Consider the following 26824-nt stretch of genomic DNA (forward strand, 5'->3'; position numbering starts at 1 on the left):
AAAAATTCCTAGATAGAGATAAACACCTTTTTAGTTCTGTAGGGAGGGGATTTCTATGGATGCGTTGGTATGTAAGACGTGAAAATTTCAACCTACTTGATGAGTCCGCAGGTTCTTAGCGTTAAAATCCCTTTTGCAAATATCTTAATATTGCTGTGATTAAAACCCTTCTAGGAGAAAGATGTTTAAAGCAATTGCAGAAGCTTTCCCACACACAATTCCACTCCTTGTAGGCTATGTGCTGATTGGAGCAACTTTTGGAGTGTTGGTGCAACAGGAGGGCCATAGCGTGTGGTTTGCCTTGTATATGAGCGTGTTCATTTATGCAGGAGCCGTGCAGTTTTTAGTGGTGGGGTTGTTAGCAGCACATGTGAGTTTGCTAAATGTCTTTTTATTAGTTGTTTTGCTTAATGTCCGCCAAATCTGTTATGCGGTTTCAATGCTAGAACCTTTTTCAGGCATGGGGAGACGGGTGTTTTTTATATGGCACACACCTTGTCCGATGAGACTTTTATGCTTTTAAATTTTGTCAAACCCAAAGAGAGTGCCCCACAAGATTTCATGTTTGCTATCGCTTGTTTACACCACATTTATTGGGTATTAGGCACTGCTTTGGGGGTGGTCTTGGGGAGTCAATTTAGTTTGAATATCCAAGGGATTTCTTTCATAATTACAGGGGTATTTGTCGTGATTTTTGTGGAGCAGTGGCGTGCTACCAATCGGCACACTCCAGCTCTAGTGGGGTTGTTGAGTGCCATTTTGTGTTTGGCACTCTTTGGTAAAACTTATTTTCTCTTACCGACCTTGGTTATTATGGTTGTGGTCTTTATTCTCTTTAAAAGGAGATTAGAATGAACGACCTCTATGTTGTGTCCGCCTTACTTATCACCACTGCTACAACTTATGCAATCCGTGTCTTCCCTTTCTTGCTTTTTAATGCTAAACACCCTGCCCCTAAAATATTGACTTACTTAGGGCGGGTGCTTAGTCTTGGGGTAGTGGGTATGTTGATTGTCTATGGAATCAAGGATACCTCTTTTAATGTTCCACCCTATGGATTCAATGAAATTTTGGCGATTGTCAGTGTTGCCCTTTTACAATGGTATTTGAAAATCTTTGTGCTCAGTGTATTAGGGGAGTGCACTTATATGTGGCTGGTGCAAAGTAAAGTGCTGGTGGGGGTTTTTAAATTTGTAAACCATAAAATTACTAGATTAAAGTTTATCTATTCTACTATCCATTCACTAATGATAAAATTATGGCACTAAAAATATTATTAGATATACTTTTTGAAAGCTAGCTTTTAAGTTAGAAACTTGTTTGAACTTTTTATGTTAGCTTGCAATAGTTCACCAATAAATCAGCTCTAAAATTAGCCACTCGGTTTGACTAGAAAATCAACTTCACCTGAAACTTTGTTGACTACCCTGCGTTCTGCTTAAATACTTGATATTTGTGTGTAAATCACTCAAGATCACACTTTTGGTGGCAGTGGCAATGTTAGGTGGTTTACAAATTAGATAATTAAGCCGATTACTTTTGAGTGGTTTCTGTATCGGTGGTTTCTACACCAAATTAATCTTGCCACTTAAAGAAAATCCTATCGCCTCCCTAACTTTGTGTTGGGTTACCTCTCCAATCTTGACTTTAAACAAATATCTTTTAACCCAAAAAAGCGTCCTACGATCTTTTAGACACTCTCTTTATTTTACCCCCTAAGCCATCTTTACTGCAATGGCGTTAAAAAGCTACAAAACAACTAATTCCGCCTTAAAGATTACAGTATTATAAGAGTATGCTGTAGTGTGCTGTACTACCCAATAGCTTGGCGAAATAGGTTAAAAGAGTGAAGTGTATAGATGACCATTTAGGAGCAGAAACGGTTGTATGGTAGGCTATTTTGGAGGCAATAACACTAGACCCATGGGTGTCTTTGGGATCAACACAACCGACCACACGATCGTAGCTATGCCGAGCGTCTCTGCTCTTTAAACCAATTCTGTCTAGAATTTGTCCCCAAAGAAGCACCTGATTGCTTTATCTTTTAATTCACTAAGGAATGATGTATTTTATTCTAGATACATGAGGTTCTTAGTGGTTTTCGTGTATTCTTAAATACCTACCAATACACCTACAACAGCGACCCGACCCAAAACCATGTCTTTACACATCTAAAGCCATCCTAGAATATTTAAACTTAAACAATTTTAGCCCTCACGGCATTTGAGTGGCAAACAAGACAAAGCAAGCTAGCGAGCGTCCCCCTTGCGAGACTACCTAGTTTACCACCCTTGCAGGGGGCTAAGAGAAAATGCATTCGGGTCAAAATCGTGCTAGACCTCTAGCACAAAACGATAATTTAGAGGCACTTATGAAACAAAAAGACCTTAGCAAAATGAATAAGCGGGCTTTGCTTGCTTATGCAAATACCCTGGACATGAGCATCCTCACTTATGAAAACGAACTATCAATTTTGGAGGCACGCAAGGCAAAGGTTACAAAAGATTTGGACTTGTGAAAGCCGAAATTCAACGGGTTAATCCATCAAGGTGTTTGGGTGCATGGGTGTTTTGTGTCGCTTAGGTTTGCTGTTTTGCTATTTTTTAAGCACCATGTAAATATAGTAACCCACACCCCCATAAACACCCCCACTAAAAAGACTAACAGCAAGCCATCGAGCAAACCCATAAAGATCCTTAGACATTGGATTGATAGAAAAGATTATACATTTTTGCCCCTCTTAATTCCTAAAATTTATAGGGAGGCAAGGTAGTTTAAAGAGGTTTATGCAACGGATTAGCTAGGTTGCAAGAGAGTTTTAGGGTATCCTATACCTTGCAACATCGTGATTTTCAAGATGCGCCTAAACCCCAAAAGGTGCCCTAGTGCAGGGTCCAGCTTGCAGCTTGCCACTCTGTCTAAAATTGCTTTTACTCAGATTTTTTCTAAAACAAAACAATAAGTCAGTTTAACTGCCTTTTTCTCGATACAGCAATTACTTTTACTATTAAAATTCGCTATGTTTTTCGTGCTTATCTCCGAGCGGTCAAAACCATGGTTCTTGGGTGGCGTGTGCTTGAGTTCATGCGCCGAGTGCAGCGTAAATCAATATTAATCAATATCAAGGGGTTGGATATGCCCAAAAAATTAAGCCCTATAAAAGCCTTGTCTTTAGCGATCTATTTAGCAAACTTAAAGGATAGCGTAGTATTATCCTTATCTCTATGAGAAAACGACTTAAAACCTTTTTCTTCCTAAACTCTCACACAACATAAAGGATTTTGGCCATGTTAAATAGAATTTATTTAGACAACAACGCCACGACCAAGGTTGACCCTAAAGTGCTAGAACTCATGCAGCCTTACTTTTGTGAGCATTATGGTAACCCTAATTCTTTGCATAAATTCGGCACAGAAACGCACCCGATGATCACAGAGGCTTTAGAAAAGCTCTATGCCGGGATCAACGCCCACGATGAGGACGACATCATCATCACCTCCTGCGCCACTGAGAGCAATAACTGGGTGCTCAAGGCGATCTACTTTGACGCTTTTTTAAAAAGGGGCAAGAACCACATTGTCACAACCCAAGTCGAGCACCCCGCTGTGCGCGCCACTTGCGAGTTCTTAGAGAGTGTGGGCATGGAAGTAACCTACCTGCCCATCAATGCGCAGGGCACGATCACCGCCCAACAGGTGAGAGAGGCGATCACAGATAAAACCGCTTTGGTGAGCGTGATGTGGGCGAATAATGAAACGGGATTGATTTTTCCCATTGCTGAGATTGGGCAAATTTGCAAAGAAAGAGGCGTGTTGTTTCACAGCGATGGGGTGCAGGCGATCGGCAAAATCCCCGTAGATGTGCAGTTAGCCCAAGTGGACTTGCTCTCCTTTTCAGCACATAAATTCCACGGGCCCAAGGGCATCGGTGGGCTTTACATCCGCTCAGGCGTAGAGCTCACCCCCTTATTCCATGGGGGCGAGCACATGCGCGGACGGCGTAGCGGAACTTTAAATGTCCCCTACATCATTGGCATGGGCGAGGCAATGCGTTTAGCTGTGGAGAATTTAACCTATGAAAAAGAGGTCGTAGGGGGCTTGAGGGATCGCCTAGAGGATGCGCTCTTAGGAATTAAAGATGTTTTTGTGATCGGCGATCGGGTGCATAGGGTGCCTAACACGACTTTGGTGAGTGTGCGGGGCATTGAGGGCGAGGCGATGCTGTGGGATTTAAACCGCGCCAACATCGCCGCCTCTACGGGGAGTGCGTGCGCAAGCGAGGATTTAAGAGCCAATCCCGTGATGGTCGCTATCGGGGCGGATGTGGAGCTCGCCCACACAGCGATTAGATTGTCATTAAGCCGCTTCAACACCGCTGAAGAGATCGAGCGCACCATTGAGGTGTTTAAAAAAGCCGTGAAACGCTTGCGCAACATTTCTAGCTCTTACAGCCACTAAGGAGAACACATGGGAAAAAATAATTTATTAGGTGGGGCTTTGTGGGACGCTTACTCTAAGGAAGTGAGCAGACATGGACAACCCCACGCATTTAGGCGTGCTCACAGAGGAAGATGCGAAAGCTAGGGGGGCAAAGCTCATTGTCGCCGACTATGGGGCGGAGTCTTGTGGAGATGCAGTGCGCCTTTATTGGCTCATTGACCCACAAACCGATAAAATCATCGATGCGAAGTTTAAAAGCTTTGGCTGTGGCACGGCGATCGCCAGCTCGGACATGATGGTGGAGCTGTGCCTAGGTAAAAGGGTGCAGGAGGCAGTGAAAATCACTAATCTAGATGTGGAGAGGGGGCTAAGGGATGAGCCCGATGTGCCGGCTGTGCCCGGGCAAAAAATGCACTGCTCAGTGATGGCTTACGATGTGATCAAGCAAGCCGCCGGGCAGTATTTAGGCAAAAACCCCGAGGATTTTGAAGATGAAATCATCGTATGTGAATGCGCACGGGTGAGCCTTGGCACCATTAAAGAGGTGATTAGGCTCAACGACTTAAAAAGCGTGGAGGAGATCACCAACTACACCAAAGCGGGGGGCTTTTGTGGCAGTTGCATACGCCCCGGTGGACACGAGGCAAGGGAATACTATCTCGTGGACATTTTGCAAGAAGTGCGCGCCGAAATGGAGGCAGAAAAACGCAAAGAAGTGGCGCAAAAGTCCCTAGAGGGGGATTTGAACTTTATTGAGATGACCATGGTGCAGAAAGTCAAGGCGATCGATAAAACGATCGACACGCATATCCGCCCCATGTTGATGATGGATGGGGGGAATTTAGAAGTCTTAGACATCAAAGAGGGCGGAGGGTTTGTAGATGTTTACATCCGCTACATGGGGGCGTGCGATGGGTGTGCGAGCGCGGCCACGGGGACTCTCTTTGCCATTGAGGGGGTGTTGCAAGAATATTTAGACGAGAATATTCGGGTGTTGCCGATTTAACTTAAGTTTAGGAGGGGTCAATATTTATTAATCTATGCTAGAATGGGTCCTTACATCTTAGTTTTTCTTGGAGGCAGTTATGATACGCAAAAATCTTATCTTATTGGGGAGCTTGGCAGGTCTGCTGATCACAGGTTGTGCAACGGATAGTGGCAACACCGGCAGTGCTAGCGGTGCGACAGCACCTAAAAAGCACAAGGTGGTGTTGAATAAGGGCGATACGATTTTAAACTTCAATTACCCCATCAACATCGCTCAAGAGCCCTTGAGCCACCACACCGTGGGGATTTTAGCCCCCCATATCCAGGTGACAGACAACCTAACTCCCTACATTGACCAATTCCAAGATGCGTTGGTCAAGCAAATCACAGAAATTTTCCAAAAACGGGGCTATCAAGTAGTGCGTTTGTCTACCGAAAAAGCCATGACCCCTGAACAAAAACACAAAATGTGGTCCGTGCTAGACATGGGTGGTTGGATTGGGATTTTAGAGGATGTCAAAATGGACACCAACGACCCTGAAAAAGACAATGTGGATGTTTTGGTGGATCAAAGCTCGGGGTCTGTGTGGTTTAAATTCTTTGAGCCTGAAACCGGGCGCATCATCCATAACTTCGGCGTGGAAGTGGGGACAAAACAAGCCTTTACCCACCGCTACACTTACAAAACTACAAACTCTGGCGGGTTTGCTGGTCCAAACATCACAAGCCACAAAGAATTGGATAAGAACAATGATGATGCGATCCGCAAAATCCTCAACGAAATGTACCCTTTGGTGATGAAAAAATTGGTTAATGAGCTTTCAGACACCAACATCAACCGCTACCGCCAAGCAATCGAACAAATCAAGAAATAGTTGTTAGACCTACCCACCCTAGGGTAGCCTTTAAAAAGAAAGGACAGGTTGGTGTATGGGCATCGATAAGATCAATGTTTCTCAGAGGCTCTTTGGTGGCTTTGCCATTGTGATCATGTTGATGGCTGTGGCTGCTTGTGTGGGGATTATTAGGGTGCACAGCATCAACAATATCCTCACGGAACTCACAGACTACAACGCCGTGAAACAACGCTATGCTATCAACATGCGCGCTAGTGTGCACGACCGCTCTATTGCCATTAGAGATGCGATTTTAGCCCAAAACGATGCTTATTACCAACGACAGGTCGCATTGATCCAAAAGCTCAATGATATTTACAAGAGAAATAAAGATGCAATGGCAGATATGTTTGTCCGCATCTCTGAACATGTCAGCGATCATGAGCGGCAGTTAGTGCGCCACATCTACGCCGTTGAGGTTTCAAGCATGCCCCAAATTAAGGAGGTCTTAGCTTTAGCCCGTAAGAACAACCGTCTTGCGGCTAAAATCTTAGAAGAAGATGGACTAGCGCAAAACTTCACTAAGTGGCTAGCTGCTGTGAATGCTTTCATTGACTATGAGGAGCATTTAAACCAACAACTCACCCCAAAAGCCCGCAACATTGCGAGCCATTTCGGTTTTTTGATTTTAGTGCTTACTTTAGTGATGGCAGTTGTGGGGATGGGGATTGCCTTTAGGATCACCCGCTATATCAAGGCTTCTTTGGGGGCTGAACCTCGCCAAATCTGTGAAGTGGTCGCTACGATTGCTAAGGGAGATTTGTCTAGGGAAGTGCAAACCCACTTCAAACATAGTGCTCTAGATGCAATTGGTGAAATGCAAAGTTCTATGGTGCACATCATCCGCCAAATTAACCAATCTTCAAAGGACATTTCCCAAAAATCCTTACTGATTTCAGATTTGTCTAAAGTGTCGCAGAAGAATGCCAATAAACAAGAGGACATGACCACCCAGCTCATTGCCAACATGCAAAATATCCAAGGCAGTATCCAAGAGGTGAAAGCGATTGTGGAGCAGACAGAGGCTAATTCCACGCAGAGCGTGGAGATCAGCAAACAGGGCAAGGAAGCGATGGAGGGTATGGCCGCAGGGATGACACACATCACAAGTGGGGTTGAGAACTCTGCTGCACAGATCCAGTCCCTAGATCAGCACGCCCAAAGCATAGGCCACAGCACCGAGCTGATCCAAGGTATTGCCGACCAAACGAATTTATTAGCCTTGAATGCCGCCATTGAGGCGGCTAGAGCAGGTGAACATGGGCGTGGCTTTGCGGTGGTCGCCGATGAAATCCGTAAATTAGCTGAACATACAGGTGAAGCCACAAAGGAGATCGACCACATCATCCAGCTTATCCAAGCAGAAACGAAAAAATCCGTGGCGAGCATGGAGAATATGGTGATAGAGGTGCGCAAGAGCCGAGAGCATGTGAGTGAGGCTGTAAAGGCACTAGAAACAATCTATGATAAAGCCACGAACTCTTTAGAGGATACAAAAAGGGTCGTGTTGCACTCCCACAACCAATACGGTCAAATTGAGGAAGTCGCCAACAAGGTTAACCAAATTGCCCAAATGGCTGTAGAAGTGTCCAAGTCAATGGCAAGCAACACACAAGAGATCAGCGCATTAGAATCCACCGCCCAAAGCTTGCAAAAAATCGTCGATAGTTTCACGCTTTAGGCGGTTTATGCTATAATCAAGCTCTTATTTTGAAAGGAGTTCTTATGAAAATTCTTGTGATTCAGGGGCCTAACTTAAATATGCTGGGGCATAGGGACCCTAGGCTTTATGGTCCCGTAACTTTGGATCAAATCCACGAAAACATGGAGAATTTTGCTAAACAAAACGAGCTTGAGTTAGAGTTCTTCCAAAGCAATTTTGAGGGCGAAATCATCGACAGAATCCAAGAATGCGTGGGCAGCGATATAGAGGGGATCATCATCAATCCCGGGGCATTCTCCCACACCTCTATCGCTATCGCTGATGCGATCATGCTCGCTGACATGCCTGTAATTGAAGTGCATTTAACAAACATCTTCGCCCGTGAAGAGTTCCGTAAGGTTTCATACACTGGATCTGTAAGTGCAGGGGTTGTTACCGGTTTTGGGGCGTTTGGTTACCATGTTGCCATGATTGCGATGATGCAAATTCTAGCCGAGATCAAAGCGATTAAAGAGAGCCAAGCCCAGCAACAGCAACAGATCGAGAAGGAGTAGGGTTTGGCGCATTTTACTACCGATGAAAATGCGCAATACTTCGCTTGTGGCTACAGTTGCGACCATGCGATTTTTTTGCAATTTGAGGGGGAGGCGTTTTTCATCACCGATGCTCGCTACACTTTAGAGGCACACACAAATCTTAAAAACGCCGAGGTGATCGAAACCACGGATTTGTGGCAAGCATTGGTCGAACTTATCCCAAGCGGACTTAAGGAACTTTACTTTGATCCCACACAAGTGAGTGTACAAGCCTATAAACATTTGCAAAGTGCCTTGCCCGATCTTAAGCTAGTTGGGGAAGCGGATTATCACCGCAAGCAAAGGATCATTAAAACCCCCGAGCAAGTGGCTTTGCTGAAAAAAGCGCAAGAGCTAAACAAAGAGGCGTTTGACGCCTTTGCAAAGTATCTACACACCGCCCACGCACCCAGCGAACATTTTTTGCAATTCAAAGTCAAGGAGTTTTTGACCTACAGCGGAGAGTTTGACCTAAGCTTTGAACCGATTGTAGCGATCAATGCCAACGCCGCCAAGCCCCACGCTCTGCCCTCCAAAGACCCCTTAGCCGAGGGGGATTTGCTCTTGGTGGATGTGGGCTTGAAGTATGAACGCTACTGCGCCGATCGCACCCGCACGGCATTTTTTAAAGAGGGCTTTAGTTTCTCTAAAGAGCAGAGCTTTAAAGATAAAGAATTGCAAAAAATTTACGATGTGGTGCGAAAAGCCCAAGAGTTTACCATTGACAACTTAAGGGCGGGCATGACAGGCAAAGAGATCGACAGCTTAGCTAGAGGCGTGATTGACAAAGCCGGCTATGGAGCTTATTTTGCGCACAGCACGGGGCATGGGATCGGGCTAGACATCCACGAGTTGCCCTTCATCTCCCAAAGAAGCGAAACCATCATTGAAGAGGGCATGGTGTTCTCTATTGAGCCAGGGATTTATCTTCCGGGCAAGTTTGGGGTGCGGATTGAAGATTTAGTGGCTGTGCAGGGCTCAAGGGCTGTTGTGTTGTGAGGGGTGCATGCAAACTTTGGTGTACTCCCCCTTTTATCCTAGAAAGTGCAAGCGGGCGTGGCGCTTAAAAAACAGCGTGGTGTGGGGAATCGGCAGTAATGAGGGCGCATCGGGGGCGATTTTTGAAAGGCTGTGGCGCTGGCTGGCAAATAATCGCATGTTTTCAGCATTGTGCTCTTCGCCCCTTTACATCAACCCGCCCTTTGGCTACACAGAGCAAAACGACTTTTACAACGCCACGCTTGTTTTCACGACTCGTTGGAGTTTAAACCAACTCTTAGGGCTTTTGTTCTACCTAGAACGCCGTTTTGGGCGTGCAAGACAGAGAGCTTTTAAAAACGCACCGAGGACTTTAGACATCGATATGATTTTTTACAACCGCGTGGTTTACAAACAAGCCCACTTGAGCCTACCCCACCCTAAGTGGGCAAAACGCCCCTCTGTCACGCTGCCCCTATTTTTACAAGCTTTGGCGTGGGGGCAGATGTGAAACTCTACACTTATAGCGGAGAAACCACCGCCGAAGCCTTGAAACTCGCCCAAAGCGAGCACGGGCACAACGCCCTCGTGGTGAAAGCCAAAGAGATCCGCAAGAAAACCCTCACCGAGCCCGGGCTCTATGAAGTGGTGGTGGCAGTGGATCAAGAAACTCCGCCCAAAACCAACAACATGCAAGAAAAGTTAGACAATCTGCGCAACCCCCCACCCAAGCCCGATGAGGGTGTGCAGGTGGACCTATCTGCGACCATCCGCGAAATGCGTAAACTCGCCGGCGTGGATGAGGATGCCCCAATCAAGCCTGCCACAATCAACGCCTCTAAAGAGCTCACAAAGATCGCCCAAGACAGCTTAAGAGACGCTCAGGTGCGCCCACCCGAGCCGGCAATCCCTGCCCCTAAAAAGAAAGACAAAGAGAAAGAAAAAGCCGAGGGGGTGGCTTTGCACTCCATTAAGGGCGAATTGAATAAAATCAACGACAATCTAAAGCTCATCCAAAACATGGTGTGGAGTGAGGAAAAAGAACAGGGACTGCTCATTCCCCACGAGTTTGCCGAAATTTACCGCCTTGCTAAGAATAGTGGCATGCATAAGAACCACTTGGATGAGATCATGCGCTTGAGCTTGGAGCTGATGCCCGTGAAAATGCGCGAGAACTCCGTAACCGTGAAGCGCTATTTTCGCGAGGTGTTGCGCAAGATGATTTATTGTCGGCACGAGGGGCTAGATTTAAATTATAAAAAAATTGTCATGCTCGTAGGGCCTACTGGGGTGGGTAAAACCACGACTCTAGCCAAACTCGCTGCCCGTTACTCTAAAATGCTGGATAAAAAATACAAGGTGGGGATTTTGACGCTAGACACCTACCGCATTGGGGCGGTGGAGCAACTGGTGTGGTATGCTAAGAAAATGAAAATCAGCATTGAAACCGTGATGGATGCGCAGGACTTCAATAAAGAAATGCAGGCACTGGAATATTGCGATGTGGTGCTCATCGACACCACGGGGCACTCCCAACACGACAGCAAAAAAATTGAGAATTTAAAGAAATTTACAGAAAATGGGTATAGAATTGACACGGCTTTGGTGTTGTCTTTAACCACGAAATATGAGGATTTGACCGACATTTACAACGCCTTTAGCCCTTTAGGGATCGACAGCTTGATCTTCACAAAATTAGACGAAAGTCGGGGGTTTGGAAACTTGTTTTCTTTAGTCTATGAGAGCAAAAAGCCCATTAGTTACCTTTCCATAGGTCAGGAAGTGCCTATGGATTTGCTTGTGGCTAGTAATGACTATTTGGTGGATTGCATGCTCGATGGTTTCACGCACCCGGGTAGGAAACAAGCATGAAGCAAAACCAAGCCAGCGGTTTAGAGCACATCATGGAGCCCCAGAGCATCTTCAACAAAAGAGGCAAGACAAAGTTTGTGGCGGTCACTTCGGGTAAGGGGGGCGTGGGCAAGAGCACCATCAGCGCAAACTTAGCCTATAGCTTGTTTAAGAGTGGCTATAAGGTGGGGATTTTAGACGCAGACATTGGGCTAGCAAACTTAGACATCATCTTTGGCATCAAGACCACAAAGAATATCTTGCATGCCCTACGGGGGGAGGTGCATTTTAGCGAGGTGATCTACCCCCTTGAAGAGGGCTTTTATTTAGTGCCCGGGGATAGTGGCGAAGAGATTTTTAAATATGTGAGCCAAGACATCCTAGATAGTTATGTGGATGAAACCAAGCTCTTAGATGACTTGGATTATATGATCATCGACACGGGGGCAGGTATTGGCGAATTTACGCAGGCTTTTTTAAGGGCAAGTGATTGCGTGGTGGTGATCACCACATCCGACCCGGCTGCGATCACCGATGCCTACACCACGATCAAAGTCAATTCCAAAACCAAGGACGATGTCTTTGTGCTGGTGAACATGGTCGATTCGGCAGAAAAAGCCTTGCAAATCTTCGGGGGTATCCAGCGGGTGGCTAAAGAGAACATCCCCAACATGACCTTAAACTACCTAGGCAATATCCAAAACAGCAATGCCGTGAGGCGTTCGATCAAAGATCGTAAATTGCTGTGCAAGAGCGAGCCTTTCAACGCCTTTTCGTTTTCTATGAACCAGATTGTCAAAATCTTAACCCTAAAACTTGAGCAGGGCGTGGTGGAAACCCCTAAAGACAATCTCATCGGGTTTTTCAAACGCTTGCTTAGGTATCTGTGAGGTGGTGCATGAAGCTAGAAAACTTTGTCAATTTCTCCATTGTGGGCGGGTTTTTCATTGGTTTGATCTTATCCTTGCTGAAGTTTAACCAAGCCGAGTATATTTTATTCGGCACTCTCGTGTCCACTGTGGGCTTTTATCTCATTATCTTGCTCTTTGCTTCGGTGTATATGGGCTTTATGTATCCCCGTAAGAAGTTCTTAAACAAGGCGGAGTTGGAGCGCAAATTGACCCACTTTAGCAAAGAGTTCGTGCAACGCGAAAAAGAGATGGAAGACTTGTTGAACTATGTCCGTAATTATGAGTACAACGAGGGTTAGTCTTTGAGCACCACGCCTTACCTAGAGCAAATCCAAAACTCCCAGGACGAGTTGGCGATCCAATACCTACCCGCCGTGCGCTCTATGGCGTTTCGCTTGAAAGAGCGCTTGCCTAGCTCTGTGGACTTCAACGACTTAGTGTCTGTGGGCACAGAAGAGCTCATCAAGCTCTCTAGGCGTTATGATGTGGTGCTCAACGACTCGTTTTGGGGCTATGCCAAGACACGGGTCAATGGGGCGATGTTGGATTATTTGCGCTCGTTGGATGTGGTGTCGCGCTCTTCAAGAAAGCTTATTAAAAGCATTGACCATGAAGTGTCTAAGTATTACAACGAACACGGACAAGAGCCCGATGATGTGTATTTGGCTGAGGTGTTGAACGAGGACATTTCTAAGATTAGGGATGCTAAGGCAGCCTCCGACATTTACGCCCATGTGCCCATGGACGAGCAGTTCAGCGCCATCGAACAAGACAACATCACCAAAAAACTAGAGTTTGAGGAGTTGCTAAGTGCGATCCAAGCCACGCTAAAGACCATGACCGATCGCGAACAACTTTTGATCCAACTCTATTTTTTTGAAGAATTGAATTTGAGCGAGATCCGCGAGATTTTAGGGATCACCGAGTCGCGCATTTCGCAAATCATCAAAGAGGTGATCAAAAAGGTACGCAAATCTCTAGGAGCAAGCCATGGCTGATATTCTAAGTCAAGAAGAGATCGATGCCCTTTTAGAGGTCGTGGATGAGGGCGATGATGTCAACACTCTACAAAAACACGAGATCCTACCCCAAAAGCAGATCACGCTTTACGACTTCAAACGCCCCAATCGGGTGAGTAAGGAGCAGTTGCGCTCTTTTAGAAGCATCCACGACAAAATGGCTAGAAGCCTCTCTAGCCAAGTCTCCGCGATCATGCGCTCCATTGTGGAGATCCAACTGCACAGCGTGGATCAAATGACTTATGGGGAGTTTTTAATGAGCCTACCTAGCCCCACAAGCTTTAATGTCTTCTCCATGAAACCCGTGGGGGGCAATGGGGTGTTGGAGGTCAATCCTAGCATTGTTTTTCCTATGATCGATCGCTTGCTTGGAGGCAAGGGGAGTGCTTACGAGCAAATGCGCGAGTTTAGCGACATTGAGTTGAACCTTTTAGACACCATTTTAAAGCAGGTCATGCAAATCTTAAAGGATATTTGGGCACCCGTAACCGAGTTTTACCCCACCATTGACGCTAAAGAGTCGAGCGCAAATGTGGTGCAAATCGTGGCGCAAAATGAAATCGTCATCATGGTGGTGATGGAGATTGTGATCGGGCACTCTAGGGGAATGATGAATTTATGCTACCCGGTGATCTCCATTGAGGGGATTCTTTCTAAAATGGGTAATCGCGATGTGATGCTCACGGAAACCAGCTCTAAGAAAAGCCGTAATAAAGAATTGCAAGCCCTAGTGGGGGGGGCAAGCGTGGATGTGTCGGCATTCTTAGGCGGGGTGCAACTCACCTTAAAAGAGGTCTTGGATTTAGTGGTGGGGGACACGATCCGCTTAAACAAGGTCGCCAATGATGTGGTTGTGGTCAATATTGACAAGAAGGAACGCTACCTAGCCACAGTGGGTTATAAAGGTTATCGCAAAACCATCCAAATTAAAGAAGTGGTCCAAACCGAAAAAGACAAAGTCAAAGAAATCCTAGAAGTGCTGGAAAACCAACGAAAAATCAAAATCGGCAACATTAAGGAGGAAGAAGAGTGATCGACGATTTTTTAAAACTTTTTGTACAAGAATTCACAACCACGATCAATGGCTTGCTAGGCAAAGCTCCCCAAGTGGAATTAAAAAACGAGATCTCTGTGGGAGATTTTATCTTCATCGAACACGCTTCTGTAACAATCCGTGTAACCCCTAATGCAAATTTAAAGATCACTTTGGCGATCCCCGTGCCTATGGCGACAGCTTTAGCGGATTTAATGGTTGGGGGAGAGGGGGCTTCTAAGGAAACTTTAGAAACCGATGATTTGGATGCGATCAAAGAGATCGGCTCGAATGTCTTTGGGGCCCTTAGCACTGCCTTAAAGTCTCAAGAAGCTTTACCCAAACTAGGCTTTGAAACAGAGGGAGCGGGCTTTGCCCGCGATGGGTCTTCTCTCGACCCCTATAGCGATGGCTTTGAGTTTAGCTTTAAATTAGACGCTTTGGAATCAAGCTTTTTTATTTTCTGTGGGGGCGTGTTTTTAGACATTTTCAATAAAAAAGAAGTGGTACAAAATGTCCCCAAAGGTCGTCCCGCCCCGGCTGCGCCTAGTATTCCTGTGGTGCAAAGGACAGAACGCACGGATGGCGATCACTCCCTAGAACAGCTTGAGATCCGCAACATCAACATGCTCTTAGACATCAAGCTCAATGTCAGGGTGCGCATTGGGCAGAAAAAGATGATTTTAAAAGATGTGGTGTCTATGGATATAGGCAGTGTGGTGGAGCTCAACCAAATGGTGAACGACCCCCTAGAAATTTTGGTCGATGATAAGGTGATTGCTAAGGGGGAGGTGGTGATCGTGGATGGCAACTTTGGCATCCAAATCACCGACATCGGTAGTAAGAAAGAACGCCTAGAACAACTCAAAGACAGTTAGCTACTTTTTGACTAGGTCTTGTAACCATTGCTTGACCTTGCCATAACACACCTCAAACACATTTTTATAAGGCTCGCTCTCAAACCCAAAACTTTCGTGTAATTGCGTCAAAAGGTTTCTTTGTTTGTCTGTGAGTTTTTGCGGATATAAAATTTTCAACACCGCCACTAAATTGCCATAACGCCCCGTGTGGATGTCTCTTACCCCCTCGTTTTTAAACACAAATTGCGCCCGATCTTGGGCGTTGGGGGGGATTTGCAACTCTAGCTCTTTTTGCAAAGAGGGCACCATGATTTTAGAGCCCAAAGGGATAGAGGTGAAAAACACGGGCACTTCAATGTAAATATTACACCCATCGCGTAAAAAATGCTCATCCTCTCCCACCACGGCCTCTAAATATAAATCCCCCCTGAGCCCCCTTTGGTATTCATTGCCCCGATTGGGCACTCTAATGCGGTTTTTATTGTCAATGCCCTCGGGCACATCCAACTCAAAACTCTCTTTTTGCAAGATAAAGCCCTCTCCCTTGCAGGGGATGCACTTTTCTAGGGCAATTTGTCCGCTACCTTGACACTTAGCACAAGTGCTTGCCATCGTCATGAAACCTTGTTGCACGAAGGTTTGCCCCCGCCCTTGGCACACCTTGCACGCTTGCATTTTATTGTCCTTCGCCCCACTGCCTTGACAATCCACGCAAAAGGCTTTGTATTCCAAATCCACACTCTTTTTACAGCCAAACACCGCCTCTTTAAAACTAAGCTCCAAGCCCACAAGCACATCTCTAGAGATTTTGCTTTGCTGCGCGCGTTTGCCAAAACCAAAGGCACTCGAAAAGAGCGAATCCTCGCCAAATAAGTCGGCAAAAATATCGCCCAAATCGCTAAAGCCCCCCATGCCCCGCCCCTCTAAACCCTCTTTGCCGTAGCGGTCGTAAATTTGGCGTTTTTGATCGTCGCTGAGCACCCCATAAGCCTCGCTGATTTGCTTGAACTTCTCTTCCGCCTCGTGGTTGTCGGGGTTGTAATCGGGGTGGTATTTGCGGGCAAGTTGCTTAAACGCCTTTTTAATGGCTTCCTTGCTCGCCCCTTTATCCACGCCCAAGAGTTCGTAATAATCCACTAAAACACCTCATACTTTGGTTTAAAAGGGGCTATTTTACCCTAAAATCTTTGAAAACCCCCAAAAGGGGGGCAGGCTTTAAGCGTGGTAGTTGGGGGCTTCTTTGGTGATATCTACATCATGGACATGGGATTCTTTAAGCCCTGCGGCGGTGATCTCTACAAATTGGGCGTTAGCCGTGAGCGTGGGGATGTCTTTAGCCCCCAAATAGCCCATAGACGATCGCAAGCCTCCCACAAGCTGGTAGAGGATGTCGGCGATCTTACCCCGATAAGGCACACGCCCCTCAATGCCCTCGGGCACTAATTTTTCAGACGCTAAACCCTCTTGAAAGTAGCGATCCGAGCTGCCCCGTGTCATCGCCCCAATGCTGCCCATCCCCCGATAGCTCTTATACTGCCGCCCTTGATAGATTAAGGTGTCCCCCGGGGATTCTTCAGTGCCGGCAATGAGTGATCCGATCATCACGCACGCCGCCCCCACCGCCAAAGCCTTAGCTACATCACCGGAGTATTTGATCCCCCCATCGGCGATCAAGGGGATATTGTGCTTCTTGGCCTCTTGGTAGCAATTGTCGATTGCGCTGATTTGGGGCATGCCCACCCCTGCCACAATGCGGGTCGTGCAAATGCTGCCCGGTCCAATGCCCACCTTCACGCCATTAGCCCCCGCACTGATTAAATCCTTAGTGGCTTGGGCGGTAACCACATTGCCCACCACCACATCGACTTCTAGCTCTTTTTTAAGGGCTTCTAGGGTTTTGATCACATTGAGCGAATGCCCATGTGCGCTATCAAGCACCAACACATCCGCCCCCGCTTTGGCTAAAGCCCGGGCCCGATCGAGTTGATTCACCCCTATGGCTGCACCCACCCTTAAACGCCCCAAATGGTCTTTGTTGGCCTGTGGGTATTCAATGCGTTTTTGTATGTCTTTAATGGTGATGAGGCCCTTTAGGGTGTTGTTGGCGTCCACAATGGGGAGCTTTTCAATGCGGTATTTGTGCATGATCGCCTGCGCCTCCTCTAGGCTCACGCCCACATGGGCGGTGTGTAGGGGGGCTTTTGTCATCACCTCCCCCACTAGGCGGGTTAAATCAAACTCAAAACGCAAATCTCTATTCGTTAAAATCCCTATGAGTTTGCCCTCTTTATCCACCACGGGCACGCCCGAGATTTTGTAATTGTCTGTGATCTCTTTGGCCTCTGCCAAACTTGCCTCAGCGTGGATATAAATGGGATCGTGGATGATCCCGCTCTCGCTCTTTTTGACCTTTTGGATTTGCTCCACTTGTGTTTGCGTGTCCATGTTCTTGTGGATAATGCCAATACCGCCTAGGCGTGCCATGGCAATAGCGGTTTGGTATTCAGTAACCGTGTCCATCGCTGCGCTCACAAAGGGGATATTTAAAGAAATGTGGGTACTAAGTTTAGAGGCTACACTCACTTCTTTTGGCAACACCTCAGAGAAAGCAGGCAAGAGCAGAACATCTTCAAAGGTTAAGGCTTTTTGGACTAATTGCATGCAATGCCTTTAAAAGTGAGGCTAAGCGCATCTTCAAGCCCAAAGGCGGTGTCTAAAATGCGTTGTTCTTCAAAGGCGGGAGCGACTAATTGCAAGCCCACAGGCAAGCCCTCCACACTCTTAGACACAGGCAGAGATATGGCCGGCAGTCCTGCTAAATTCACCCCCACCGTGTAAATGTCGCTGAGATACATTTCTAGCGGGCTGGCATGGGCGTTAAATTTGGGCGCAACAGAGGGGGCGACTGGGGCTAAAAGAATATCCACTTCATTAAAAATTTTAGCGTATTGCTGGCGGATAAACACCCGTGCCTTTTGCGCTTGTTGGTAGTAAGCCTCATAATAGCCGCTGCTTAAAACAAAGTTGCCTAGCATGATGCGCCTTTTCACCTCAGCCCCAAAGCCTTCTGTCCGGCTCTTGGTGTAAATCTCTTTTAAGTTGTTTGCGCTTGCTCTACGCCCATAACGCACCCCATCAAAACGGGCAAGATTAGAACACGCTTCCGCGGTGCTGATGATGTAATAAGCCGCCGTGTCAAACTTGCCATTTGCCATTTTCTGGGGCACAATCTCATGCCCCATATCCTCTAATAACTTTGTGGTGTCAAAGTAAGCCTTTTGGACGCAGGGGTCGGCATCGTCTAAATAATCTTCAAGCACCCCGATTTTAAAGCGTTTGTTGGGGTCTAAATTTTTAAAAGTCATCAAGGGGTTTTGTTTAACACTGGTAGAGTCCTTGGGGTCGTGTCCGCTGATGGCATCTAAGAGCAAGGCACAATCTTGCACATTCTGTGTAATAGGCCCGATTTGGTCTAAACTGGAGCTGTAAGCCACTAACCCATAGCGGCTCACCCGCCCATAAGTGGGCTTAAGCCCCACACAGCCGCAATAACTAGCTGGCTGGCGGATAGATCCGCCCGTGTCGCTACCAAGAGCCGCTATTGCCAAGCCCCCCGCTACCGCACTCGCACAGCCCCCTGAGCTGCCCCCGGCCACACGGCTTAAATCTCTAGGGTTTTTCACCGCCCCATAGCAACTAGACTCGCTGGTGCTGCCCATCGCAAATTCATCCATGTTTGCCACCCCAAAGGCACACATGCCATTTTGGTGCAATCTCTCCACCACGCTAGCGTGGTAAGGCGCGATGTAGCCTTGTAAAATTTGGCTCGCACAAGTGATCGCCCACCCTTTGACATTAATATTGTCCTTAATGAGAATCGGTACCCCCCCCCCACTCGCCCCATCTTGCTCTGGGGGGCGGACATAGGCGTTTAAATCGCTTTTTCCCACTTCTTTGGCGATTTGTTTTTTTAACTCTTCTAACTCAGTGGGGGCTAACCCCATAGCTTGCGTGAGTGTTACCATGCTTTTCTCCCGTTTTCATCTATCTTAGCAAATGCAGAGTAAAACTAAAGTATAGTAAAAAATTCAGTGCTTTGGCAACAAGGGGCGTGATGGATTTAGCATGGTTTGTGTATGTCATTGTGGCGTTGACGGCCTTTTGTGCGGGGCTGGTCGATTCGATCGCTGGGGGTGGGGGGCTCATCACGCTGCCCACGCTTTTGGCGTTGGGGATACCCCCCCATTTGGCTCTTGCCACGAATAAATTACAAAGCAGCTTTGGGAGTTTCACCGCCATGCTTAATTTCTGTTTAAAGGGCATGGTGTCTTTGAAAGAAGTGGTTTTTGGCGTGGCGTGTGTGGTGGTGGGGGCAAGTCTTGGTACAAGCCTCATCTTGCACCTCAAGGCGGATTTATTACGGCTACTCATCCCCATATTTCTCTCGCTCATCTTTGTTTATACCCTGTTCTCGCCTAAAATGGGCGAAGGGGACAAGCCGGCTAAACTCAAGCCCGCTTTGTTTTATGGCGTGTTTGGCGTGCTTTTGGGTTTTTATGACGGCTTTTTTGGACCGGGCACAGGCTCGTTTTGGACTTTTGCCTTAGTTTCGCTTTTAGGCTTTAATCTTAAAAAAGCCACCGCACACACAAAAGTGTTTAACTTCACAAGCAATTTTATTAGTTTAAGCGTGTTTTTGATCGGCGGGCATGTCATTTGGGCGGTGGGGCTGTTAATGGGCGTGGGGCAAATGCTGGGGGCTTGGGTGGGCTCTAATTTAGTGGTGCGTAAAGAAGTGAAGTTTATCCGCAAGGTGTTTTTATGCGTGGTGGGAGCGACCATTTTAAAGTTGTTTTGGGATTTTTTGCATTGAAAGTTTTTAGTGGTGGCTTGAGGCGGAATCGAACCACCGACACGAAGATTTTCAGTCTTCTGCTCTACCGACTGAGCTATCAAGCCAAAAATGTTTATTTTAAACATTCTTGCCTAAAACTTTACTTAAAATGCTATAATGGGGGCGATTCTGTGCCAAAGGTCTAGCAATGCGCTTAATTTCGTGGAATGTCAATGGTTTGAGAGCGTGCATGCAAAAGGGCTTTAAAGACTTTTTAGAGCAAAGCAAGGCGGACATTTTTTGCGTGCAGGAAACTAAAATGCACCCCGAGCAAGCCAACTTTGCCTTTGAGGGCTATTATGCCTTTTGGAACAGCGCAGAGAAAAAGGGGTATAGTGGGGTGCTCACCCTTAGCAAAGAACAACCCTTAGATGTAAGTTATGGAATCGGTGTAACCGAACACGATTTGGAGGGGCGGGTGGTGGTGTGCGAATACCCTAAGTTTTATTTGGTGAATGTCTATGTCCCCAACGCCCAAAGGGACTTGTTGCGTCTGCCTTACCGCCTAGAGTGGGAGAAGGCCTTTAGGGGGTTTTTAAGCGGTTTAATGGCACGAAAAGGGGTGCTGGTGTGTGGGGATTTAAATGTGGCACACAATGAGATCGATTTAACCAACCCGCAGGCAAACCGCTACAACGCCGGCTTTAGCGACCCTGAGAGGCAAGCTTTCAGCACGCTCTTACAAAAGGGCTTTATCGACACCTACCGCCACTTTTACCCCGAGCAAAGGGAGGCTTACACTTGGTGGAGCTACATAGGACAGGCAAGAGAACGCAATGTGGGCTGGCGCATTGACTACTTCTTAGCCTCTTGCAATTTAAAAGACACGCTTAAAAACGCCCACATTTACGCCCAAATCCTAGGCAGCGACCACTGCCCCGTGGGGTTAGAATTGCATGGATAAAAAGCCCTTAAGAGAGATTTTTAAAACGCAGGGCAAACCCTTTCAAGTGCCCCTACCCTACTTTAACCCCCAAAGGGCAGATGAGTGCGTGGAGTGCGTGGGGGGGTGTATGGGGGCGTGCCCCGAAAAGATCATCTTTAAAGAGCCGGGGCAAGTGCCCCATTTGGACTTTTCTAGGAGTGGTTGCACCTTTTGTGGGGCATGTTTCAAGGCGTGTGCGGAGTGTGCAGGGGTGTTAGATGAGAGTTTAGGGGGGATAAATGCGCTAGCACTCATTGACCCCGATAAATGTCTAGGGCATCAAGGGGTGGTGTGCTTTGCGTGTGGCGATGCGTGTAAAGATAAAGCGATACACTTTTTGGGTATGTTTAAACCCCGTGTAGATTTGGGGGTTTGCACGGGGTGTGGGTTTTGTGTGGGGGTCTGCCCTACAGAGGCGATTTTATTTATAGAGAGGTCAGTATGAATATTTCAAGTGTGGTTGTGCGGGTAGAGTTGGAGGCGTTTGAGGGGGTCTTAGAGAGCCTTAAAAACATTGAACATGTTGAGGTGGGGGCGTTTGATAAAGACAAGGGGGTCATCATCGCCTTGATAGAGGCGGAAAATGTCAATGAAGAGGTTCGGGCGAATCGGGCGATTGAGCAAACTAAGGGGGTGATTGGCGCACACATGCACTATAGTTATAGCGATGAAAACCCCCTACCCCCCAATATCCAAGAGAGTTTAGAAAAGATTGAGAACACGGACGCTAAGGGTGTGCGCTACGGGGGGGATGTGAATAACTGGCTCTTGGATCAGTAGCTAGTTTGCCTTTCTAGTGTCGAGCCACTGCGATTTTAAATCTAGGGCGGTTTGTAAGGAGTTTTCAAGCTGGTTTAAGACGCTGAGTATTTTGCTGTAGTCTAGCCCGTCTTGGTTGGCGTTTTTCACTTCTTTTTGTAAGGCATTGGTGAGGTTTAGGGCTTTGTCCAGGTCCACGGGAGGTTCAATGGCTTTTTTAAAGACCGCCCCCAACCCTGTGGGTTTGGATGCGCCCTTATTAGGGTTTAAGATCGCCTTTAAGTTCTTGGTTTCTTGGTAGAGCTTGTCAAGCTGTTTGACTTGTTGGTAGTTTTTGCCTGTATCGATCGCCCCCTCTAGCATTTGGTTAGTTACGCTGACTAACTGGTCGGCTAACCCTGCGCTTTTGACTTGCTCTTGCACCAAGGCTTGTATGTCAATGCCCCAAAGGGGGATAAAGCCCAAGCAAAACAATAGGGGAGCTAAAAACGCACGCAATCGTAAATCCATTTTTTTTAATCCTTCTAAATGCCAAATGTACATGGTGGAGCTGTGGGGAGTCGAACCCCAGTCCAAAAATCGCGTCCTAACATGGGCCTCTACATGCTTAGAGAAGTTAAAAGTCTTAAGGCTTCACGGGCTAACTTCTCCAAGCCCCAAAGAAACCCCTAGCTCTAGGCTTACTCTAAGAGGCGAGCGGCTCTTAAAGGCAATCGGCTAAGATGATGGAAGGCTTAGCAAACACCGATCGATCCGCCAAGTTCCAGCTCGCTACGCTGCTTTAGCGTAGTTGGGAGCGTAATTAGGATTGTTTACGGTTATTGTTTGTGTCGTTTTACAAGAGACACTTGGCATGCAACCCACGCAACGCAATCCCTGTCGAAATCCTATTTCAGCCCCTTACAAAAATAAGCCTACGAAGTATAGCATAATAATCTTTTTATAGTTTTAAAAGCGATTAACCAAGACAAGTTAGAATGCCCGTTTACATCAAGGTCCAAACTTGCAACTTTACCAAAACGTCTTGCACTTCTTTCTAGACCCAACGCATGCCTTGCTTGCACAAATCGGGCAAGAGATTTTGCAAAACGCCTCCTTTCGGCTCTTGTGTAACCTTGCTATGTTGATCGCGCTCATGCTATGGGCTCTTAATCGGGTGCGCTTAGCCGACTTCTTTTTTCTAAGAACCTTGTTTTCTCTTTGCGCCTTTGCGCTGTTTTTCACGCTCTTTAACTACGCCACACACAACCCAACCGCCTTTTACACACAGCTAAAAGAGCTGATCTTTTACGCCCCTAATGTCTTAACCCAACTCGTGCAACAAAGCCTGCAAGCCTCAAGCACTGCCTTCAACACCGACCCCACGCATTTTAATTTAGAGTTTTTACTAAACCAAAGCTTTCACAGCCTAGTGCTGCTAGCCACGCAAGCGCAAGGGCATTTAAACAACTTCATGGCGGGCTTTGTGTGTGCCCTTGTTGTAGCACAAGGGGCGCTACTCACCTATACTTTGGCGTTGACCTTAATCGTGTCTATTGAGCTGTTGCTGTGGCTTGCTTTGGCGGTGTTTGTCCTGCCTTTGGGGTTATTTGCCCCTAAACTTTTGTGGCACTATGCCAAAAAGTGCATGGCTTTGGCGTTTTACCAACCCCTAATTTTACTGCTTGCCTTTTACAACGCCCAAATTTTGCAACACTTGATTAGAACCCTTTTGCCAGCACCCACAGCTCCAACGCCCCCCTTGATCGGGGCGTATTTGACCCTTATTGTCAGCACACTTTTGGTTTTATTTTTGTTATACCGCGTGCCCACCTTCCTCAATAGCTTGTTTGCCACGCAAGGGAGCGTGCAAGACCTGCAAGCCATGCTAAGTGCCAGTAAAAACGCATGGCTACAACACAGCCAAAGCGTGTTAAACGCCCCCCAAAGTAGCTCACCAAGCCTAGAGCAACACCACACCAGCACCCACAGCGCACAAGAGCCCCTAAAAGAGCCCTCTTTTCAAGTGCAAACCCTAAGCACCCCCAAAGTGCAAATACACCAAATTAAGGACAAGCATGAGATTGTTTAGCCTGCTTTTAGCCCTTAGTCTGTCCGCTTGCACGAGCAAGTTTTACGAAATGCAAAAAAGCCCTTGCGCGCTTATAAGTGGAAAAACGCATGCAATTTCTCCAACACCACTTCAGGGATCGCATCCTCGTGTATCTCTGTGAAAAAGGGGCTGTTAAATTGCGGGCTAATGGCGTTTTTATCCAACCAAAAGTTGGAGCCTAAAACGGGGATGGAAGTTGTAAACCCACAAAAGTGTAAAGCGTCTGCACGCCTAAAGCCAATCTCCCAATGGTAACCGCTTGCGGTGTTTAAAATAGGCTGGTAAAGGCTTTGGGCGACCTCTTGGGTGCGCTCATCAAACAAGAGCCCCCGCACTTTAGAGTCCTTGTAAGAGCGCAGCCAATCGGCATAATACATGCTCGCATTTTCAATGTCCTCATCGCTAAAATCGGTGTCTGCCCCCACAGCCTGTGCGCTCATTTGCAAAAGCTGGAGTGGGGAGGGCAGCTGGGTTAAAATATGCACATGCAAAGTGTTTGTGGCGGTGTTGACTAAAGAGCTTGTGCCCTCCTTAATGCCCTCATCTTGCATAAAAACCTTGAGTGCGTAGCCTTGTCTTTTTTTCTCGCCCATTTTGGCGACCAACTCGGCGTTGGTCCTTAGCTCTTCTTCTAGCATTTTATCAAAGCGCAAAACGAGCACATCCACCCTTAAGAGCGCGGCGACTTGTTTCATGTAATTGCTGTAAAGCGTGGGGTCGTGCCACGGATAAGGCTTGTGTTGCATCAACACTTTATGGGCATAGGCGCGGGCATCGGCGATCAACACCGTCTTTTTCTGCTCTAAGATTTCTTTTAATGGATTCATTAAGACCTTTCTTTATAAATGTGGTGAATTATACTACCCTTTTTATGACTTTAAAGCATTTGAATACATATTGATATTTTTTGAATCTCACCACTTTGCAAATCATAAAAAAGCACACAAGAAAGACAAATCGCCATACTTTCTAGCCCATTTAATCTTTGTGCTGATCCATTTTACGCAAGGTTCACATAGGCAATGTGTGCATAAAAAAGTTAAGACATTAAGATTTTTCCTTTACTAGGTAACCCATTTTTACACACAAACAGGCTTTGTGTGTGATCTTTTATGGTTATGTTATCTAACAGTTTACTTTTTTTTTATTCTCCCTCGTTCGCATTACAATCAGTATTTCTTTTATTTTCATTTTCAAGGGGAGACAATGGAAGGATTGTTTAAAAAAGCAGGTCAAGTTGTGCTGTCAATGTTGTTATGCCTCAATTGGGCTTATGCAAACAAAAGCGCAGATCAGTATTCGAGTGAAAGAGCAGATCAGTATTTTGAGGCTGGTTTAGAAGCGTATAAGAATAACAATTACTTAAAAGCTCTGCAAAACTTTCAAGAGGCAGCAAAGCTAGGGGATCCTAGGGGTTATTACGACTTAGCGGTGATGTATAAAAATGGAATTTATGGTGCCGGATTTGGACAGGACAAAAGGATGGCGCAGTATTTTTTTCAAAAGGCTTGTGATTTGGATCACCAATTTGGTTGTCGAGATATTGAAGGCACAGAACTCTATCAAGATCAAAATGTTGGTAGCATTAAATCCGATCAACACATGCCTTGAATGCTTTTAAGCTGTGAGAAGTGTGTTAAACTTTAAACCTATTTAGCTCGCGATCAAAAACATCGGCGGTCTTGCTCAAAGAAGCACTCGCTTGTGCAACCGCTTGCACGCTCTTTTGATTAGAGAGACTTAGCGTTCCAATCTCTTGAATCTCGCCCATGATGCCCTTCGTTTTTTGGGCCAGTTCCTTGAGAGATCGTGCATTTTGGACAATAGCATCGATGATGCTTTGGAGTTCCTGCACATTATTGTCCACAACCTCTTGCAAATTGTGAGCCACTTGAGAAACCTTAACGATCTCTTGGGCATTGCTGTGCAAGTCTTTACTGATGTTATCCACACTTTGCACCACGCCCGTGATGGTAGAATTGATTTCATTCAAGCTAGATTGCGTTTTTTCAGCCAATTTGCGTACTTCATCAGCCACCACCGCAAAGCCTCTACCATGTTCGCCCGCACGCGCCGCCTCAATAGCCGCATTGAGAGCTAGAAGGTTGGTTTGCTCGGCAATCTCTGCGATAATGGTCAATACTTTTTTGATTTCTTGGGTGTCATGGGAAGCGCGTTCTAGCCGATTAGAATATTCCACACCTAATTGGGCGTTTTTACTTAGATTTTGGCTAAAGTCCTCAATTTGGGTATGCACTTCTACAAGAGTTTTGCTAGTGTTGACCAAGGTATCGCTGTTGGCTGCAGCATTGTCCGCCCCACTTAGAATATTGGTCACAACGCTTTCTCCATCGCGCACCACCACCTGAATGCGATCCTGCTCTTCTTGGGCATTGTTAAAGACCGTAGTGGAGCTATCTTGCAAGGTGCGCGCAATTTGGGTGTTTTGTGTGCTGTTGTTCTTGATGGTGGAGATGATACTATGGGTTTTTTCTAAGAAGGCATTGATGCTCCTAGAGATGGTTGCAATCTCATCTTTGCCCTTGACAGCGACTCTTTCTGTCAAATCGCCTTCCTTAGAGAGGAGCGCTTGGATCAACTGCGTGAGGGTGATGAGGGGTTTGAAGAGGGTGTGCACAACCGCAAAGAATAAACCCAAAGAAAACACTAAAGACACGATGGAGGCAAAAAGAATCGTACGTTGGATCATGTCTAAATCCTTGAGTGCGAAACTCTTGTCGCACACGGCCAAAATCTTCCAAGTAGACCCGGGCACGGTGGTGTAAATGTAATACTTATCTATCCCACCCACATCGCTTTCAATCAGTCCACTTTTATGCGCCAAGATCTCTTGAAAAATTTTCTTTCTATGAGGAAACACTTTTAAGAAACGCTTGCCTTGGTAGTTTAAAATGCTTGTACCCAAAATATAGCCCTCTTGA

The 26824-nt window shown here is 46.5% G+C and carries 26 protein-coding genes, 1 tRNA gene, 1 other RNA gene and 2 pseudogenes; 22 read left to right on the top strand and 8 right to left on the bottom strand.

The window, feature by feature from the left end:
- The first annotated feature begins 181 nt into the window (after positions 1-181).
- The 16 genes and pseudogenes from K6J74_RS05220 (at position 182) to fliY (ending at position 15230) form a co-directional block, all read left to right on the top strand.
- Positions 182-855, top strand: a pseudogene (locus K6J74_RS05220) (AzlC family ABC transporter permease).
- A complete protein-coding gene (locus K6J74_RS05225; protein ID WP_221271235.1) occupies positions 852-1268 on the top strand; it encodes an AzlD domain-containing protein in 417 nt (138 codons plus the stop codon). Before K6J74_RS05220 ends, K6J74_RS05225 begins: the two are co-directional and overlap by 4 nt.
- A 1103-nt stretch (positions 1269-2371) precedes the next feature.
- Entirely contained in the window at positions 2372-2518 is a 147-nt protein-coding gene (locus tag K6J74_RS05230; RefSeq protein ID WP_221271236.1) for a hypothetical protein, read from the top strand.
- 769 nt (positions 2519-3287) lie between these two features.
- Positions 3288-4457: a NifS family cysteine desulfurase gene (locus K6J74_RS05235; protein ID WP_221271237.1), complete on the top strand. Its 1170-nt coding sequence runs from the start codon at positions 3288-3290 to the stop codon at positions 4455-4457.
- A gap of 9 nt (positions 4458-4466) precedes the next feature.
- Positions 4467-5445, top strand: a pseudogene (locus K6J74_RS05240) (iron-sulfur cluster assembly scaffold protein).
- A 79-nt stretch (positions 5446-5524) separates the two neighbouring features.
- Positions 5525-6301 (top strand): HpaA family protein, encoded by a 777-nt coding sequence (locus K6J74_RS05245; protein WP_221271238.1) that lies wholly within the window; start codon positions 5525-5527, stop codon positions 6299-6301.
- A 55-nt stretch (positions 6302-6356) separates the two neighbouring features.
- On the top strand, positions 6357-8003 hold the full coding sequence (locus tag K6J74_RS05250; protein WP_221271239.1) for a methyl-accepting chemotaxis protein: 1647 nt from the start codon (positions 6357-6359) through the stop codon (positions 8001-8003).
- 44 nt (positions 8004-8047) lie between these two features.
- Entirely contained in the window at positions 8048-8539 is a 492-nt protein-coding gene (gene aroQ, locus K6J74_RS05255) for a type II 3-dehydroquinate dehydratase (protein WP_221271240.1), read from the top strand.
- Positions 8540-8542: 3 nt separating this feature from the next.
- The gene (locus K6J74_RS05260; RefSeq protein WP_221271241.1) at positions 8543-9559 is read left to right on the top strand and encodes an aminopeptidase P family protein; all 1017 of its coding nucleotides are present in this window, start codon (positions 8543-8545) and stop codon (positions 9557-9559) included.
- A gap of 7 nt (positions 9560-9566) precedes the next feature.
- Positions 9567-10049: a 2-amino-4-hydroxy-6-hydroxymethyldihydropteridine diphosphokinase gene (gene folK / locus K6J74_RS05265; protein WP_221271242.1), complete on the top strand. Its 483-nt coding sequence runs from the start codon at positions 9567-9569 to the stop codon at positions 10047-10049.
- Complete coding sequence (flhF, locus tag K6J74_RS05270; RefSeq protein WP_221272599.1) at positions 10046-11410, top strand: flagellar biosynthesis GTPase FlhF; 1365 nt, start codon at positions 10046-10048, stop codon at positions 11408-11410. Before folK ends, flhF begins: the two co-directional genes overlap by 4 nt.
- Positions 11407-12279, top strand: coding sequence for a P-loop NTPase (locus tag K6J74_RS05275; RefSeq protein WP_221271243.1), 873 nt, complete (start codon positions 11407-11409; stop codon positions 12277-12279). The genes flhF and K6J74_RS05275 overlap by 4 nt, the downstream gene beginning before the upstream one ends.
- An 8-nt stretch (positions 12280-12287) precedes the next feature.
- Positions 12288-12599: a hypothetical protein gene (locus tag K6J74_RS05280; RefSeq protein ID WP_221271244.1), complete on the top strand. Its 312-nt coding sequence runs from the start codon at positions 12288-12290 to the stop codon at positions 12597-12599.
- Between the two features lie 3 nt (positions 12600-12602).
- Complete coding sequence (locus K6J74_RS05285; RefSeq protein WP_221271245.1) at positions 12603-13298, top strand: RNA polymerase sigma factor FliA; 696 nt, start codon at positions 12603-12605, stop codon at positions 13296-13298.
- The gene (fliM, locus tag K6J74_RS05290; RefSeq protein ID WP_221271246.1) at positions 13291-14352 is read left to right on the top strand and encodes a flagellar motor switch protein FliM; all 1062 of its coding nucleotides are present in this window, start codon (positions 13291-13293) and stop codon (positions 14350-14352) included. The genes K6J74_RS05285 and fliM overlap by 8 nt, the downstream gene beginning before the upstream one ends.
- On the top strand, positions 14352-15230 hold the full coding sequence (fliY, locus tag K6J74_RS05295) for a flagellar motor switch protein FliY (protein ID WP_221272600.1): 879 nt from the start codon (positions 14352-14354) through the stop codon (positions 15228-15230). Before fliM ends, fliY begins: the two co-directional genes overlap by 1 nt.
- Here fliY and dnaJ read toward each other — a convergent pair whose 3' ends face one another.
- The 3 genes from dnaJ to gatA form a co-directional block, all read right to left on the bottom strand.
- A complete protein-coding gene (gene dnaJ, locus K6J74_RS05300; protein WP_221271247.1) occupies positions 15231-16349 on the bottom strand; it encodes a molecular chaperone DnaJ in 1119 nt (372 codons plus the stop codon).
- 78 nt (positions 16350-16427) lie between these two features.
- Entirely contained in the window at positions 16428-17873 is a 1446-nt protein-coding gene (guaB, locus tag K6J74_RS05305) for an IMP dehydrogenase (RefSeq protein ID WP_221271248.1), read from the bottom strand.
- Complete coding sequence (gene gatA, locus K6J74_RS05310) at positions 17864-19237, bottom strand: Asp-tRNA(Asn)/Glu-tRNA(Gln) amidotransferase subunit GatA (protein ID WP_221271249.1); 1374 nt, start codon at positions 19235-19237, stop codon at positions 17864-17866. Before gatA ends, guaB begins: the two co-directional genes overlap by 10 nt.
- An 89-nt stretch (positions 19238-19326) precedes the next feature.
- On the opposite strand from gatA, the gene K6J74_RS05315 reads away from it, so the two are divergent.
- Entirely contained in the window at positions 19327-20085 is a 759-nt protein-coding gene (locus K6J74_RS05315; RefSeq protein WP_221271250.1) for a TSUP family transporter, read from the top strand.
- A 10-nt stretch (positions 20086-20095) separates the two neighbouring features.
- On the opposite strand, the gene K6J74_RS05320 is transcribed toward K6J74_RS05315, so the two are convergent.
- Positions 20096-20171 (bottom strand) — tRNA-Phe (locus K6J74_RS05320).
- Between the two features lie 83 nt (positions 20172-20254).
- Between K6J74_RS05320 and K6J74_RS05325 the strand changes: the two genes are divergently transcribed.
- The 3 genes from K6J74_RS05325 to K6J74_RS05335 are packed head-to-tail and all read left to right on the top strand — an operon-like array spanning position 20255 to position 21811.
- Complete coding sequence (locus K6J74_RS05325) at positions 20255-21010, top strand: exodeoxyribonuclease III (RefSeq protein WP_221271251.1); 756 nt, start codon at positions 20255-20257, stop codon at positions 21008-21010.
- Entirely contained in the window at positions 21003-21476 is a 474-nt protein-coding gene (locus tag K6J74_RS05330; RefSeq protein WP_221271252.1) for a 4Fe-4S binding protein, read from the top strand. The genes K6J74_RS05325 and K6J74_RS05330 overlap by 8 nt, the downstream gene beginning before the upstream one ends.
- Positions 21473-21811 (top strand): chaperone NapD, encoded by a 339-nt coding sequence (locus K6J74_RS05335; protein ID WP_221271253.1) that lies wholly within the window; start codon positions 21473-21475, stop codon positions 21809-21811. Before K6J74_RS05330 ends, K6J74_RS05335 begins: the two co-directional genes overlap by 4 nt.
- Here K6J74_RS05335 and K6J74_RS05340 read toward each other — a convergent pair whose 3' ends face one another.
- Complete coding sequence (locus K6J74_RS05340) at positions 21812-22300, bottom strand: hypothetical protein (RefSeq protein WP_260321536.1); 489 nt, start codon at positions 22298-22300, stop codon at positions 21812-21814. It lies immediately after the preceding gene.
- Between the two features lie 32 nt (positions 22301-22332).
- Positions 22333-22690, bottom strand: a transfer-messenger RNA (tmRNA) gene (gene ssrA / locus K6J74_RS05345).
- A gap of 103 nt (positions 22691-22793) precedes the next feature.
- Between ssrA and K6J74_RS05350 the strand changes: the two genes are divergently transcribed.
- On the top strand, positions 22794-23861 hold the full coding sequence (locus K6J74_RS05350; RefSeq protein ID WP_260321537.1) for a hypothetical protein: 1068 nt from the start codon (positions 22794-22796) through the stop codon (positions 23859-23861).
- 71 nt (positions 23862-23932) lie between these two features.
- Here K6J74_RS05350 and K6J74_RS05355 read toward each other — a convergent pair whose 3' ends face one another.
- A complete protein-coding gene (locus tag K6J74_RS05355; RefSeq protein WP_221271255.1) occupies positions 23933-24709 on the bottom strand; it encodes a hypothetical protein in 777 nt (258 codons plus the stop codon).
- Between the two features lie 379 nt (positions 24710-25088).
- Between K6J74_RS05355 and K6J74_RS05360 the strand changes: the two genes are divergently transcribed.
- Positions 25089-25493, top strand: a complete 405-nt coding sequence (locus K6J74_RS05360; RefSeq protein ID WP_221271256.1) for an SEL1-like repeat protein — start codon at positions 25089-25091, stop codon at positions 25491-25493.
- A 25-nt stretch (positions 25494-25518) separates the two neighbouring features.
- On the opposite strand, the gene K6J74_RS05365 is transcribed toward K6J74_RS05360, so the two are convergent.
- Entirely contained in the window at positions 25519-26808 is a 1290-nt protein-coding gene (locus K6J74_RS05365; protein WP_221271257.1) for a methyl-accepting chemotaxis protein, read from the bottom strand.
- Between the last annotated feature and the right edge of the window lie 16 nt (positions 26809-26824).

Origin of the sequence: Helicobacter sp. NHP19-012 (genome assembly GCF_019703325.1) — a bacterium.
GTDB lineage: Bacteria > Campylobacterota > Campylobacteria > Campylobacterales > Helicobacteraceae > Helicobacter > Helicobacter gastrofelis.

Excerpts from the sequence above, each read along its gene's own strand:
- K6J74_RS05225 (WP_221271235.1), top strand. The coding sequence starts at position 852 with ATGAACGACCTCTATGTTGTGTCCGCCTTACTTATCACCACTGCTACA.
- K6J74_RS05230 (WP_221271236.1), top strand. The coding sequence starts at position 2,372 with ATGAAACAAAAAGACCTTAGCAAAATGAATAAGCGGGCTTTGCTTGCT.
- K6J74_RS05235 (WP_221271237.1), top strand. The coding sequence starts at position 3,288 with ATGTTAAATAGAATTTATTTAGACAACAACGCCACGACCAAGGTTGAC.
- K6J74_RS05245 (WP_221271238.1), top strand. The coding sequence starts at position 5,525 with ATGATACGCAAAAATCTTATCTTATTGGGGAGCTTGGCAGGTCTGCTG.
- K6J74_RS05250 (WP_221271239.1), top strand. The coding sequence starts at position 6,357 with ATGGGCATCGATAAGATCAATGTTTCTCAGAGGCTCTTTGGTGGCTTT.
- aroQ (WP_221271240.1), top strand. The coding sequence starts at position 8,048 with ATGAAAATTCTTGTGATTCAGGGGCCTAACTTAAATATGCTGGGGCAT.
- folK (WP_221271242.1), top strand. The coding sequence starts at position 9,567 with ATGCAAACTTTGGTGTACTCCCCCTTTTATCCTAGAAAGTGCAAGCGG.
- K6J74_RS05275 (WP_221271243.1), top strand. The coding sequence starts at position 11,407 with ATGAAGCAAAACCAAGCCAGCGGTTTAGAGCACATCATGGAGCCCCAG.
- K6J74_RS05280 (WP_221271244.1), top strand. The coding sequence starts at position 12,288 with ATGAAGCTAGAAAACTTTGTCAATTTCTCCATTGTGGGCGGGTTTTTC.
- fliM (WP_221271246.1), top strand. The coding sequence starts at position 13,291 with ATGGCTGATATTCTAAGTCAAGAAGAGATCGATGCCCTTTTAGAGGTC.
- guaB (WP_221271248.1), bottom strand. The coding sequence starts at position 17,873 with ATGCAATTAGTCCAAAAAGCCTTAACCTTTGAAGATGTTCTGCTCTTG.
- gatA (WP_221271249.1), bottom strand. The coding sequence starts at position 19,237 with ATGGTAACACTCACGCAAGCTATGGGGTTAGCCCCCACTGAGTTAGAA.
- K6J74_RS05315 (WP_221271250.1), top strand. The coding sequence starts at position 19,327 with ATGGATTTAGCATGGTTTGTGTATGTCATTGTGGCGTTGACGGCCTTT.
- K6J74_RS05325 (WP_221271251.1), top strand. The coding sequence starts at position 20,255 with ATGCGCTTAATTTCGTGGAATGTCAATGGTTTGAGAGCGTGCATGCAA.
- K6J74_RS05330 (WP_221271252.1), top strand. The coding sequence starts at position 21,003 with ATGGATAAAAAGCCCTTAAGAGAGATTTTTAAAACGCAGGGCAAACCC.
- K6J74_RS05335 (WP_221271253.1), top strand. The coding sequence starts at position 21,473 with ATGAATATTTCAAGTGTGGTTGTGCGGGTAGAGTTGGAGGCGTTTGAG.
- K6J74_RS05340 (WP_260321536.1), bottom strand. The coding sequence starts at position 22,300 with ATGGATTTACGATTGCGTGCGTTTTTAGCTCCCCTATTGTTTTGCTTG.
- K6J74_RS05355 (WP_221271255.1), bottom strand. The coding sequence starts at position 24,709 with ATGAATCCATTAAAAGAAATCTTAGAGCAGAAAAAGACGGTGTTGATC.
- K6J74_RS05360 (WP_221271256.1), top strand. The coding sequence starts at position 25,089 with ATGGAAGGATTGTTTAAAAAAGCAGGTCAAGTTGTGCTGTCAATGTTG.